A 12,778-nucleotide genomic window follows, 5' to 3' on the forward strand; every position below is an offset into this window, starting at 1 on the left:
AATTGCCGTGGCCGAAAGGAAGACCTCAGCCCTTGTCGTCGTCGCCCTGGGTGATCAGCCGCGCACTGCGCTGGCCGGTGAAATATATCCATAGCCAGCTAAGCGATACCGACAGCCGGTTTCGAAAGCCGATCAGGAAGTAGATGTGCGCCACACCCCACAGCCACCAGGCGAGCCAGCCGGTAAGCTTGATCCAGCCGAAATCGATCGCGGCTGCCCACTTGCCGATCGTCGCCAGGTCGCCGGCATGTTTGTAGCGGAAAGGACGCGGCGCGCTATCGCCTGCCAGCCGCGCCTTGATCGTCGCGGCGACATGTTTACCCTCCTGCTTGGCGGAGGGCGCCACGCCTGGCACCGGCTTGCCATCTGGTCGCAACACATGCGCGGTGTCGCCGATGACGAATATCTCCGGGCTATTCGGCACGGTCAGATCGGGTTCGACCATCACCCTGCCCGCCCGGTCGACCGGCACCCCCAGCCATTCTCCCGCGGGCGAAGCGGCAACGCCGGCGGCCCAGAGGATTGTCCGCGCCGGCAGATGCGTGTCTCCAAACACGACACCCTCGGCATCCAGCCGTGTGACGGCGCGGCCAAGCGCGACCGTGACGCCCCGCCGTTCCAGCGCCTTGCGGGCATAGTCCGACAGTTCCGGCGCGAAATTGGCCAGGATGCGGTCGCCGGCCTCGACCAGCACCACGCGCGCATCACGCGTGTCGATCTTGCGGAATTCGCCGCGCAGCGTCTCATGCGCGAGTTCGATAATGGTGCCGGCAAGCTCGACGCCGGTCGGGCCGCCGCCGACGATAACCAGCGTCAGCAGCGCCTGGCGCGTGGCCGGATCGGTCTCGCGCTCGGCCTGCTCGAAGGCAAGCAGGATGCGGCGGCGGATCGTGGTGGCGTCCTCAAGCGTCTTCAGCCCCGGCGCGAAGGGCTCCCATTCGTCATGGCCGAAATAAGCGTGGCGGGCGCCGGTGGCGAGCACCAGCGTGTCATAGGGGATCGAACTGCCGTCCTCGAGCAGCACGCGTTTGCCGGCGCGGTCGACGCCGGTGACATTACCCAGGAGCGTCGTCACGTCCTTGCGCTTGCGCAACAGATGACGGATCGGCCATGCAACTTCCGATGTCGCCAGCAATGTGGTTGCCACCTGGTAGAGCAGCGGCTGGAAAAGGTGGTGGTTGCGCTTGTCGATCATGGTGATGCGCACGGGCGCACCGGCCAATGCGCGGGTGAGTTCGAGACCGCCGAATCCCGCACCGACGACAACGACATGATGGCTCGTTTCGTTCATCGCACTCACCTCGTTTTCACCGTCCTTATCTAGTGATTTTTGTGCACCGCAACAATGTCGCGGCTCGCAAGACTGCCATGCATCAAGGCTGCCAAGGACTCGTCCCCACATGTCGCGAATGCCTATGTCGTCAGGCTGAGACGGGTATAGCCTTCCAGGGACAGGAACCACGGGAGTGAGGCATGGCCAACGACGATGACAGCGCCAAGGATGGCAAAGGTCCGGCGCAATATTCCTCGCCGCCCTGCTTCATGCATGAACTCGATCCGGAATTCCGGGCGCCGCTCTCCGACTGGACCGATGTCAGGCGCTGGCGCAAGGCGGAGCGCGAACGGCTGATCGGTGCGCGGCTGGCGGTTTCGGCCGATGCGCGGGCGGCGATGTCGCAGCGTATAGCTGAAGGTCTCGATGCCATGATCGGCGACATTGCCGGCCGCATGGTCAGCCTCTACTGGCCGTTTCGCGGCGAGCCCGACCTGCGGCCTTGGATGGCATCGGTCAACCAGCGAGGCGGCCGCACCGCCCTCCCCATCGTCATCGAGAAGGGACAGCCACTGATCTTCCGTGCCTATGCGCCTGGCGACCGGCTGGAAAAAGGCGTCTGGAATATCCCCATCCCCGCCGAGGGCGATCCGGTGCTGCCCGACATCGTCATTTCGCCGATCGTCGGTATCGATCCGCGCAATTACCGGCTGGGCTATGGCGGAGGCTTCTTCGACCGGACGCTGGCGGCTATGCCGTTCAAGCCTTTGGTCATCGGCGTCGGCTACGAGTTGCAAAACATCGCCACTATCTACCCGCAGCCGCACGACATCCCGATGGACCAGCTGGTGACCGAGGCTTGGGCCTAAGCCAATTCCGGCTTCATGCCCATGGCCGTGCGATCAACGATCTCGCGCAAGGCAAATGACGAGTTGATCTTGGTCACATGCGGCATCGCCGACAGCCATTCCTTATGGATGCGCTCATAGTCGACCAGGTCCTTGGCGGCGATGCGCAGGATGTAGTCGTATTCGCCTGACATCAGGTGGCAGGACAGTACATTCGGGCAGCGCTTGATCGCCGCCTCGAAATCCGACAGTGTCTTTTCGAATTGTCCCGACAGCGATATATGCACGATCGCCGTCATCTGGTGGCCGAGCGCGGCGTTCGAAAGCCGGGCGTGATAGCCGCGGATGGTGCCGGATTTCTCCAGATTGTCGAGGCGCCGCGAGCAGGCCGACTGCGAAAGGCCGACCCTCTCGGCGAGCGCCGCATTGGGTATGCGCCCATCCTTCTGCAGTGCCTCGAGAATGGCGATATCAATCCTGTCGAGCGGCATTTTTCGTGATTCCTGCGAAAATCCTGCGATTTCGCGCAACGATTATCGAAACGTGCAATCCCGCGCAAGCGCATTCGCAAACACCTGCGCAACGATTCGTGGTTCACTGTGTTCATACAGGGAACGAGCCCAAAGGGCCGGATCAGGAGAAGAAGAATGCGCGTCGGTTGCCCCAAGGAAATCAAGAACCACGAATACCGCGTCGGCCTGACGCCGGGCTCTGTCCGCGAATATGTCGCGCATGGCCATGAAGTGCTGGTCGAAACCGGCGCCGGCGCCGGCATCGGCGCCGATGACAATGCCTATCGCGCCGCCGGCGCCATCATTGCCAAGACCGCCGCAGATGTGTTCGCCAAGTCGGACATGATCGTCAAGGTCAAGGAGCCGCAGCCCAATGAATGGGTGCAGCTGCGCGATGGCCAGATCCTCTACACCTATCTTCACCTGGCTCCCGATCCCGAGCAGACCAAGGGCCTGCTCGCCTCCGGCGTCACGGCAATCGCCTATGAGACCGTGACCGACGACCGCGGCGGCCTGCCGCTCTTGGCGCCGATGTCGGAAGTCGCCGGCCGCCTGTCGATCCAGGCCGGCGCCACGGCGCTGCAGAAGGCCAATGGCGGCCGCGGCGTGCTGCTCGGCGGCGTGCCCGGCGTGCTGCCCGGTAAAGTCACAGTGCTCGGCGGCGGCGTCGTCGGCCTGCATGCGGCCCGCATGGCCGCCGGCCTTGGCGCCGACGTCACCATCATCGACCGTTCGATCCCGCGCCTGCGCCAGCTCGACGACCTCTTTGCCGGCCGTGTCCACACCCGTTATTCGACTGTCGAGGCGCTAGAAGAAGAATGCTTCTCCGCCGACATCGTCGTCGGCGCCGTGCTCATCCCGGGCGCGGCGGCACCGAAGCTGGTGACCCGTGAAATGCTGTCGGGCATGAAGAAGGGTTCGGTGCTGGTCGATGTCGCCATCGACCAGGGCGGCTGCTTCGAAACCTCGCATGCCACCACCCATGCCGATCCGACCTACGAAGTCGACGGTGTCATCCATTACTGCGTCGCCAACATGCCGGGCGCTGTGCCGGTCACCTCAGCGCACGCGCTCAACAACGCGACGCTGCATTATGGCCTGCAGTTGGCCGACAAGGGCCTGAAGGCGCTCGTTGACGACCATCATTTGCGCAACGGGTTGAATGTCCACAGGGGCAAGATCACCAACCGCGCTGTCGCCGAAGCGCTCGGCTACGAGCTGGTCGAACCGAAGGCGGTTCTGGCCGCCTGATTTCACCAAAAAGCGTTTCCTCCTGTCTCGCCCGCCGGTTCGCTCCGGCGGGTTTTTTCTTGGCAATTCAAGCAGTTCTATCCGATGGCTGAGAATTCCACCACTGCTCAAATCTCGACCAGTTTGCTCAAAACAAAAAAGCGGAGCCAAAGCCCCGCTTCCTCAGTCGTCAAGATTCCCGCCGGTTCATCCGCGGTCGGCAAATCCATCAACGTCTCCCTTTTAGCGTATGAATGCGACGGCAGTGCGACAGCTCTCAGCCAGCTCCGGCTACGCACCGCCATGTTCCGACGATCGCTGGGCGCTGTGTGAAGTGCTTCACATCAGGCAATCGAAAAACCTGCGCAGACAGATATCGCCAACTTGACGGCCCCAGCCGCCTCCCGAACGCCTGATGTCTCCTATGCAGGCCTCTTCGGCAGCAGCTCCGTCACACGGCTCCCAACTGCCCGCCAGACGACCGGCGGGCATTTTTTTGCGTCGCCGTCACGCGCGCTCGATGCGGCACTGATAGCAATTGTTGCGTGCAGAGCGGACATGGACATAGGCGATGTCATCGCGCTCAAACAGCGTCTTCGCCCGCGCCGCAATGGCGTCCGTCGGGATGACGCCGCCACTGCCATAGACGATGCGGTCATCGGCTCCATAGCCGCGCACGATATAGTCGCTGCCCTCGAGCATGTCGGGAAGCGCTTCCGTCTCGGCGGCGCGTTCGCACTCCTGCGCATGCAGGAAGATGGGTCCGGTCTCGGCATAGGGCTGCAACTCAGGAAACGGCCGGTAGGCCAGGATCAGATAGCCATCACCTTCGGCGACGTTTCTCAGGCAATGCCGGCAAGGCACGCCGTCACCATCGGAAATCCTGCGTTCGGGCGTCTGCCCATAGGCGTCCGGACCGCCGCGCTGCAGCGCTCTGACGTCTTCTGTCGGCAAGGCTTTGAACTGAACGGTCATGACGGTCATGGCTGAATCTCCGGTGTCTTTGACCCTGAGAATATGCCGCCACGCAGGTGCCTCCCACCCGATTCCTGCCAAGGCTGTGAGACGGCCAGCAGCCCGGCCATTTCAGGCCGGACTGCAGAAACATTGCTTCAGAAACCTGTCCTGGTCAGCGGATGAAATCGTCGAAGCGGCGCAGCGTCACACGGCGGTTGCGCCAGTTCTCGTCCTGGGTCTGCACCAGCAGGAATTCCTCGCCATAACCGACGGTTTCCAGCGCATGGCCCGGCACGCCGAATTCGCGCACCAGCGTGCGCTTCAGCGAGGCGGCGCGTTGCTCCGACAGGACCTGGTTCGACTGGAAGGAGCCGACCGCATCGGTGTGGCCTTCGATCAGCACGCGGGCGCGGGGATCGCGGCGCAGGATGCGCTCCAGCGCGTCGGCGATGTTCTCGATCTTGCCGTATTGCGAACTGGAAATGGCCGCCGAGCCAAAGGCGAAATTGATCGACTGGATGTCGATCGAGCGCGCCTGGCGCCTCAGATCCGGCCGCCGTTTGAATTCGCGGATGGTGACGCGCTGGTTCGGGCGCGGGGCGCCGCGTCGAGCTGTCGCTCGATCGTTGCCGCCGATGGCGTGGTCGCCTGTGCGGCGGCCAAGGTCGGCCCAAGGGTCGGCACGGCAAGCACTGCAATCAGCGCTGCGGCAAATGTACGTCGGCTCAGCATATCTTTCTCCTCGGCAACGGCCCCATCAGTGTTGACGCCACCATGGCAAAGGCAGCCTGAAGCGCCGATGAACGGCTGGTTCAGCTTTCGGAGAGACTAGGGCCGCATGACGCTGGCCGAGCGTTCGGCAAAAGGCAGCGGATGCACGGTCTCCTTCTTTTGCGCCACCGGCGCAAAGCCGAGCTTCTGGTAGAGCGGCAAGGCGGCCGGATGGTCGAGCGTGCAGGTCTGCACCGTCACCCGTTTCGGCCCGTAGGACCAGGCGGCGGCGATCGCCGCGCCAAGGAACCAGCGGCCGATGCCTTGCCCGGTCGCATGCTCCATCATGCCGAAATAAGCGAGCTCGACCTCTTCCGGCAGATGCGGCTTGAGGTCGAAGAACCCCGCCGGCGCGCCGTCGAGGTAAAGCACCCTGATGTCGCGGTCCTCGCGGTGAATGCCGGCCGCAAGCTCGTCATCGTCCAGCCGCAGCACATTGACCCAATGCCATTTGCGCCCCACCCGATCCATCAGGTAGCGGTAGAAATGCAGCGGAATGTCCTTGGTTTTCAACAGCGCGATCTGCTTGTTGTAGGGCACCGGCGGCGAATAGGCCGGTGGTACATGCATTTCCAGAAACGTCACCGTAACCTCGATGTCGTCCAACGCGCCGTTTTCCATCGCCATCATTCCTTGCCCGTTGCAACGGGCGTATCGGCCAGCCCGCCCCATTCGGTCCATGAGCCGTCGTAGAGCCTGTTATCGGTGTGGCCAAGCGTCTCCAGCGCCAGCGTGACGACAGCTGCGGTGATGCCAGAGCCACACGAGGTGACGACAGGCTTCGACAGATCGATGCCGGCATCCTCAACGGCCTTGCGCAGCCTATCCTTCGACAACAGCTCGCCATCTTGCGACAGCGCCGAATAAGGCAGGTTGCGCGCGCCAGGCATGTGACCGGAGCGGACACCGGCGCGCGGCTCGGGTTCGGTTCCGGTGAAGCGGCCGGCGCCACGGGCGTCCGCAATCTGACTCTCTTTCGTTTCGACGATGCGGCGCATGTCGGAGAGGCTGGCGACCCGGGCGGCATCGAAATCGGCATGAAACACATTCGGCGCGATCTTCGTCGGTTCCGCGGTCACCGGCCGGCCCGCCGCCTTCCAGCGGTCGAAGCCGCCGTCCAGCACATAGACCTGGAACACGCCCATGACGCGGAACATCCACCAGGCGCGCGGCGCCGAGAAGAAACCTGGGCCGTCATAGATGACGATGGTGTCGTCGGCCGAAATGCCCATCGTGCCGACATATTGCGCGAAATGCTGCGGCGACGGCAGCGTGTGTGGCAGCTTGGCATCCGGGTCCGAGGCCGCATCGTGATCGAAGAAGCGCGCGCCCGGAATATGCGCCGCCTCATACTCGGCGCGCGCATCGCGCTTTTGCGCCGGCAGATACCAGGACGCATCTACGATCGTCAGGCCGGGCTCGCCAAGCCGGCTCTGCAACCAGTCCGCATCGACGGTGAAAGGGCTGTCATCGGCCATTGTTTTTCTCCCGCCCCGCGCACGCGAAGCATCTTGGTTTCAAGCCACAGGCATCGGTCCGAAGCGAATGCGAAAACGCCGGTTCTCGCGGCCCTTCTTTTCGATCTTGCCGATGTGGATCTCGCCGATCTCGCGGGTGCTTTTGACGTGGGTGCCACCGCAGGGCTGGCTGTCGACCGAAGCGTTGTCGCCGATGCAGACCAGGCGGATCTTGCCGGTGCCGACCGGCGGGCGGACATTCTTGGATTTCACCAGGCCCGGATTGGCCGCCAGTTCCTCGTCGGTGATCAGCCTGATGAAGATCGGATGATCGGCAAGCACAAGCTCCATCAACCCGGCGGTAACATCTTCCTTGGTGAAGCCGGCCTCCGGAGCGTCGAAGTCGACACGGCTGTCATCCTCGGAAACCGCGGCACCGGTGATCGGAAACGGACAGACGACGGTGAGCAGGTGGCAGGCGGCGTGCATGCGCATCAGGAGATGGCGCCGCTCCCAGTCGATGGCGAGTTTCACCCGTTCGCCAATTTCGGGCACCGGCTGCTCCGGCGCCGGCACATGGATGATCTCGTCCTTGGTCTCGCCGGTGATGGTGGCGGCAATGGCAATGCGGCTGCCGTCGGCGCGCTCCAATGTGCCGGTGTCGCCGGGCTGGCCACCCGATGTCGCGTAGAAGATCGTCCGGTCGAGAATGATGCCGCCACGCTCGTTGATCGCGACCACCGTGGCTTCGGCCGTCTTCAAATAGGCGTCGTCGCGAAACAGCGCTTCGGACTTGTGCGCCATCAGGCGACCTTCTCGTACGGCACTGAAATTGTGCTGCGCTCGTCCATCCAGCCCGGTACCGGCAGGTGCTTCTCGCGCAGGAAGTCCGGGTTGAACAGCTTCGATTGGTAGCGCGTGCCGTAGTCGGCCAGGATGGTCACGATGGTGTGGCCCGGGCCAAGCTCGCGCGCCAGCCGGATCGCGCCGGCAATGTTGATACCGGTCGAACCGCCGACGCACAGGCCCTCTTCCTGGATCAGGTCGAAGACGATCGGCAGCGCTTCCTCATCCGGAACCTGGAACGAGAAGTCCGGCGTGAACCCTTCGAGATTGGCCGTGATGCGCCCCTGCCCTATGCCTTCGGTGATCGAGCTGCCTTCGGACTTCAATTCGCCACTGGTGTAGAAGGAGTAAAGCGCGGCGCCGAGCGGATCGGCGAGCGCGATCTTGATGTCCTTGCTTTTGGCCTTCAGCCCGAAGGCGACGCCGGCCAGCGTGCCGCCCGAACCCACAGCCGAGACGAAGCCGTCGACCTTGCCGCCTGTCTGCGTCCAGATTTCTTCCGCGGTGGTGCGGATATGGCCGTCGCGGTTGGCTACATTGTCGAACTGGTTGGCCCAGATCGCGCCGTTCGGCTCGGAACGCGCCATCTGCTCGGCCAGCCGCCCCGACAGTTTCACATAGTTGTTGGGGTTCTTGTAAGGCACCGCCGGCACCTCGATCAATTCCGCGCCAAGCAGCTTGATCGTGTCTTTCTTCTCCTGGCTCTGCGTGTCGGGAATGACGATCACGGTGCGATAGCCCAGCGCCTTGGCGACCAGCGTCAGGCCAATTCCGGTATTGCCGGCCGTACCTTCGACGATGACGCCGCCCGGCTTCAACAGCCCGCGCTGTTCGGCGTCGCGGATGATGAACAGGCCAGCGCGATCCTTGACAGATTGGCCCGGATTCATGAACTCGGCCTTGCCCAGGATCTCGCAGCCGGTCAGCTCCGAAGCCTTGTTGAGGCGGATCAGGGGCGTGTTGCCGATTGCTTCGATCACAGAACGGGGCATCCGGGATTCCTTCATGTAGCTGCGGCGAGACCCTAGAAACCCGAAGCTTGCGTTTCAAGGCAAGAATTCGCCTGGTCCAGTCGCATTTCGGGTACTGCAATCTCCTGCCGCCAGATGACGCGCGATGACGATCATTTCAACCTTGTGCGGAAAAGCGCTCTTTTCATTCGATTTTTTCACCGCTAGAGCACTAATGACAGATCGGCAGGGCGCAGAATGACACTTTACCGGGCCAACCCGAAGCACGGCGTCGCCTGGATCACCGGCGGCAGCAGCGGCATCGGCCGTGCTCTGGCCAAGGACCTTGCGGCAAAGGGCTTTGTCGTCGCGGTGAGCGCGCTTGACGAGCATCCGATCGACGCGCTCATCGTCGACACGGCACAGATGCCGGGACGCGTGGTTGCCTACCCTTGCGACGTCACCGACGAGCCGCGCATGGCAAGCACTGTGGCGGCGATCGAAAAGGATCTCGGCCCGATCGTGCTCGCTGTCTTCAACGCCGGCAACTACATCGCCACGCCCGGCGAAGACCTTAGGGTCCGCGACTTTCGCCAATCCTTCGAGGTCAACTATTTCGGCATCATCAATGGTCTCGTCCCGCTGATGGAGCGCATGCGTATCCGCGCGCGCGGCCATATCGTGCTTGTCGGCTCAGTGACCGCCTATTTCGGCTGGCCGACCACGGCGGCCTATGGCGGTTCGAAGGCGGCGATCAACATCCTGGCCGAGTCGCTGAAATACGATTTCGACAAGATGAATGTCCGCGTCCAGGTGATGAATCCGGGATTCATCGACACACCGCTGACCGAAAAGAACATGCTGCCGATGCCGGGACTGATGCCGGTCAACCGTGCCTCGCGGCGCATGCTGCGCGGCATCGAAAAGGGCGGCTTCGAGGTCACCTTCCCGCGCCGGCTGAGTTGGGGGCTGAAGCTGCTGGCGCTGCTGCCGAGGCCGGTCTGCCGCTGGTTCATTAGCACCGCGACCCGCTGGACAGGCCGGCCACTGAATTTCGATCGCAAGCCGCCGAACGAATAACTGTCCACAGGCCGGCTGTTGCTTGGGTGCAGCGGCCGCCATAGGTTGAGATTTGTTGCGTGGAGTCTGCGATGGGGCGACGGATCGTGCTGGCAGTGCTGGGCGTCGTCGTCATCCTCATCCTGGCCGTCCTGCTTGGTCCGCGCGTTGCCGTCGACACCACGATCCATTTCGATCCCAAAGTGATCGGCGATGATCCGCAGGCCTATCTGGCGCGTGAAGAGGCAGCCGTGCCCAACATCCGCGACGGGCTTGAGAAAGAAATCATCTGGGCCGACCCGATGGTTCACGCCAAGACGCCGTTGGCGATCGTCTATATCCACGGCTTTTCGGCATCGAAGGGCGAGGTTCGCCCGCTGGCCGACGAGGTCGCCGACCAGCTCGACGCCAACCTCTTTTACACCCGCCTCACCGGCCATGGGCAGGACGGCGCCGCAATGGCGCAAGGCAGCGTCAACGCCTGGATCAACGACTATGAGGAGGCGCTCGCCATCGGCCGGGCCATTGGCGACAAGGTGATCGTCATCGGTACCTCGACCGGCGGCTCGCTGGCGGCATGGGCAGCGACTGAGCCTGGCGCGTCGGACGGCGTCGCCGCAATCGCGTTCATCTCGCCGAATTTCGGCGTCAGGGCCTCGGGCGCCGAGCTGCTGACCATGCCCTGGGGTAGGCAGATCGCCGAACTCGTCGGCGGCAAGGAGCGCAGCTTTCCCACCCGCAATGCGCTGCACGAGAAACTCTGGACGCACACCTATCCGATGGCGGCCGTACTGCCGATGGCGGCACTGACCGAGCTCGCCTACGCAGCACCGGTGGAGAAGGCTGATATACCGGCCCTGTTCATCTTCTCGGATTCGGACAGTGTGGTGCGCGAAGACCGCACCCGCGAAATCGCCGGCCGCTGGGGCGCCGCGCACGAACTGGTGCCGGTCGACGACAATGGCGATCCGGACAACCACGTCATTGCCGGCGACGCGCTGTCGCCCTCGACCACGGCTTTTCTGGCGCAGCGGATTGTGGTCTGGGTGAAGGCAATTACCGAGTAGCCGCAAAACGAAAAGGACGGCCGGAGCGTTGCTCGGGCCGTCCTCATGTCTACAGTCAGTAATCAAGCCAGGGGCGACGCACCTGGTCGATGTGTCCGATCAGGCAGCCCGCGCCGCGGGGCGCTTGCCGTCGAAGCGGCGCTTGTTGTTGCCCTTGAAGGCCTTGGCGCCTTCCGGCTTGCGCTCGCCCGCACCTGCAAAGGCCGGCTTGTCGCCAAAGCGCTTCTTGCCGAAGCCGTTGTTCTGGCCACCGGGGCGCCTGCCGTCGCGACGGCCATTGCGGTCGTTGCGATCATTGGCCGGCTCGAAGCGCTCGTTCTTTTCGGCCGGATTGCGCACCGGATCGGGGCTGCCGAGATGATCGGCAACGATCGGCAGCTTGCTGCGGATGATGCGCTCTACCTGGCGCAGCTTGCTGTTTTCCGAAGGATCGCAAAGCGTGATCGCAATGCCGTCCATGCCGTTACGGCCGGTGCGGCCGATGCGGTGGACATAGCTTTCCGCTTCGTCCGGCAGGTCGAAATTCACCACATGGCTGATGCCGGGGACGTCGATGCCGCGGGCCGCGATGTCGGTCGCCACGAGAATGCGCACCGAACCTTCACGGAAATCGTTGAGCGCCTTCTGGCGGGCGTTCTGCGACTTGTTGCCGTGGATGACGGCAGCCTTGAAGCCGTCGCGCTCAAGGTCCTTGGTCACCCGGTCGGCGCCATGCTTGGTACGCGAAAAGATGATGACGGACTTCATCGCCGCGTCGGCGAGCATGGTCGACAGCACCTGGCGCTTCTGCTTGGTGCGGGCAAAGACGACGCCTTGCACGATCTCGGCCGCCGCGGTGCTTTGCGGCGCGACTTCGACACGGATCGGGTTCTTCAACAGGCCCTTCGCCAGCTCGGCGATTTCATTGGGCATGGTGGCCGAGAACAGGACGGTCTGACGGTCGGGCGCGGTCGCCTTGGCGATGCGCTTGACGTCGTTGATGAAGCCCATGTCGAGCATGCGGTCGCCCTCGTCCAGCACCAGCCATTTGGTGTCGGAGAGAATGAGGTCACCCTCGCGCACCAGGTCGGTCAGACGGCCGGGCGTGGCGATCAGGATGTCAACGCCGGGCGCAACCTTCTTCACCTGGCTGAAGCGCGAAACGCCGCCAAGCACCAGCGCGGTCGAGACATGCGCGCCCTTGGCGAGGATCTTGATGGTGTCCTCGATCTGCACGGCGAGCTCGCGCGTCGGCGCCAGGATCAGCGCACGGGTGGTCTTGGCCCGGCGCTTGGTGCCGAGCGCGATGATCTTCGACAGGATCGGCAGCGCGAAGGCCGCGGTCTTGCCGGAGCCTGTCTGGGCGATACCGAAAATGTCACGGCCTTCCATCTGCGGCGGGATCGCCTGCGTCTGGATCGGCTTCGGCTCGGTGAAGCCGGCGCCATGGGTCGCCTTGAGCAGCGCGCCGGTGATTCCAAGGGCTGCGAAACCGGTGAGTTCCGCAGTGTTGCCGGTCACTGTGTTGCTACCGGTCATAGTGTTTTCGTTGGTCAAAATAGTCTTCTTTCACGCGGCCTTAGCCGCAAACATCGATGCGGCAGGGCGCAACCTGCCGTCGAAAAATCTGATATGAAACGACAAGGCGGGCGGACGGAAACGTCCACTCGGCTGCGCTGTCGTGCCCGCAGGCATCATGCCACGGGGCTTTTCCGCCACCTTGCCGATCAACCGGAAAGAGGGAAAACAGACGCAACCAGTCTCATTTGTCGAGAAGGCCGGAATCTCCCGGCCCAAGCGCCTATGGGTTGCATATGGCTGAGTTCGGC

12 protein-coding genes and 1 pseudogene are annotated in these 12,778 nt (G+C 63.4%); 4 read left to right on the top strand and 9 right to left on the bottom strand.

Going from position 1 to position 12,778, the window contains the following annotated elements; translation table 11 throughout:
* Window positions 1-25: 25 nt before the first annotated feature.
* Complete coding sequence (locus tag ACYHH6_RS22990; protein ID WP_352586010.1) at window positions 26-1,291, bottom strand: NAD(P)/FAD-dependent oxidoreductase; 1,266 nt, start codon at window positions 1,289-1,291, stop codon at window positions 26-28.
* A gap of 182 nt (window positions 1,292-1,473) precedes the next feature.
* Here ACYHH6_RS22990 and ACYHH6_RS22995 point away from each other — a divergent pair, with 182 nt between their 5' ends.
* A complete protein-coding gene (locus ACYHH6_RS22995; RefSeq protein WP_352586009.1) occupies window positions 1,474-2,142 on the top strand; it encodes a 5-formyltetrahydrofolate cyclo-ligase in 669 nt (222 codons plus the stop codon).
* Here ACYHH6_RS22995 and ACYHH6_RS23000 read toward each other — a convergent pair.
* On the bottom strand, window positions 2,139-2,612 hold the full coding sequence (locus ACYHH6_RS23000; RefSeq protein WP_023668897.1) for an Lrp/AsnC family transcriptional regulator: 474 nt from the start codon (window positions 2,610-2,612) through the stop codon (window positions 2,139-2,141). The genes ACYHH6_RS22995 and ACYHH6_RS23000 overlap by 4 nt on opposite strands.
* A gap of 156 nt (window positions 2,613-2,768) precedes the next feature.
* Here ACYHH6_RS23000 and ald point away from each other — a divergent pair, with 156 nt between their 5' ends.
* Window positions 2,769-3,884 carry an alanine dehydrogenase gene (gene ald, locus ACYHH6_RS23005; RefSeq protein ID WP_352586008.1) on the top strand — a complete coding sequence of 372 codons (1,116 nt, stop codon included), beginning with the start codon at window positions 2,769-2,771 and terminating at the stop codon, window positions 3,882-3,884.
* Window positions 3,885-4,370: 486 nt separating this feature from the next.
* Here ald and ACYHH6_RS23010 read toward each other — a convergent pair whose 3' ends face one another.
* The 6 genes and pseudogenes from ACYHH6_RS23010 to ACYHH6_RS23035 all read right to left on the bottom strand — a co-directional run bounded on the left by ACYHH6_RS23010 (window position 4,371) and on the right by ACYHH6_RS23035 (window position 8,886).
* A complete protein-coding gene (locus ACYHH6_RS23010; protein ID WP_352586165.1) occupies window positions 4,371-4,838 on the bottom strand; it encodes a DUF1203 domain-containing protein in 468 nt (155 codons plus the stop codon).
* A 154-nt stretch (window positions 4,839-4,992) separates the two neighbouring features.
* A pseudogene (locus ACYHH6_RS23015) lies at window positions 4,993-5,552 on the bottom strand (OmpA family protein).
* A gap of 96 nt (window positions 5,553-5,648) precedes the next feature.
* Window positions 5,649-6,212, bottom strand: a complete 564-nt coding sequence (locus ACYHH6_RS23020; protein ID WP_112562354.1) for a GNAT family N-acetyltransferase — start codon at window positions 6,210-6,212, stop codon at window positions 5,649-5,651.
* A gap of 5 nt (window positions 6,213-6,217) precedes the next feature.
* Window positions 6,218-7,069 (bottom strand): 3-mercaptopyruvate sulfurtransferase, encoded by an 852-nt coding sequence (gene sseA, locus ACYHH6_RS23025; RefSeq protein ID WP_352586007.1) that lies wholly within the window; start codon window positions 7,067-7,069, stop codon window positions 6,218-6,220.
* Between the two features lie 39 nt (window positions 7,070-7,108).
* A complete protein-coding gene (locus ACYHH6_RS23030; RefSeq protein ID WP_352586006.1) occupies window positions 7,109-7,852 on the bottom strand; it encodes an alanyl-tRNA editing protein in 744 nt (247 codons plus the stop codon).
* Window positions 7,852-8,886: a cysteine synthase A gene (locus tag ACYHH6_RS23035; RefSeq protein WP_352586005.1), complete on the bottom strand. Its 1,035-nt coding sequence runs from the start codon at window positions 8,884-8,886 to the stop codon at window positions 7,852-7,854. The genes ACYHH6_RS23030 and ACYHH6_RS23035 overlap by 1 nt, the downstream gene beginning before the upstream one ends.
* A 216-nt stretch (window positions 8,887-9,102) precedes the next feature.
* On the opposite strand from ACYHH6_RS23035, the gene ACYHH6_RS23040 reads away from it, so the two are divergent.
* Together ACYHH6_RS23040 and ACYHH6_RS23045 are read left to right on the top strand one after the other, a co-directional pair.
* A complete protein-coding gene (locus ACYHH6_RS23040) occupies window positions 9,103-9,924 on the top strand; it encodes an SDR family oxidoreductase (RefSeq protein ID WP_352586004.1) in 822 nt (273 codons plus the stop codon).
* Window positions 9,925-9,995: 71 nt separating this feature from the next.
* On the top strand, window positions 9,996-10,970 hold the full coding sequence (locus tag ACYHH6_RS23045) for an alpha/beta hydrolase (protein WP_352586003.1): 975 nt from the start codon (window positions 9,996-9,998) through the stop codon (window positions 10,968-10,970).
* Between the two features lie 99 nt (window positions 10,971-11,069).
* Here the strand turns inward: ACYHH6_RS23045 and ACYHH6_RS23050 are convergent, their stop codons facing one another.
* Window positions 11,070-12,488 carry a DEAD/DEAH box helicase gene (locus ACYHH6_RS23050; RefSeq protein WP_435053296.1) on the bottom strand — a complete coding sequence of 473 codons (1,419 nt, stop codon included), beginning with the start codon at window positions 12,486-12,488 and terminating at the stop codon, window positions 11,070-11,072.
* Window positions 12,489-12,778: the final 290 nt, after the last annotated feature.

The organism is Mesorhizobium sp. P171375 (genome assembly GCF_057786075.1).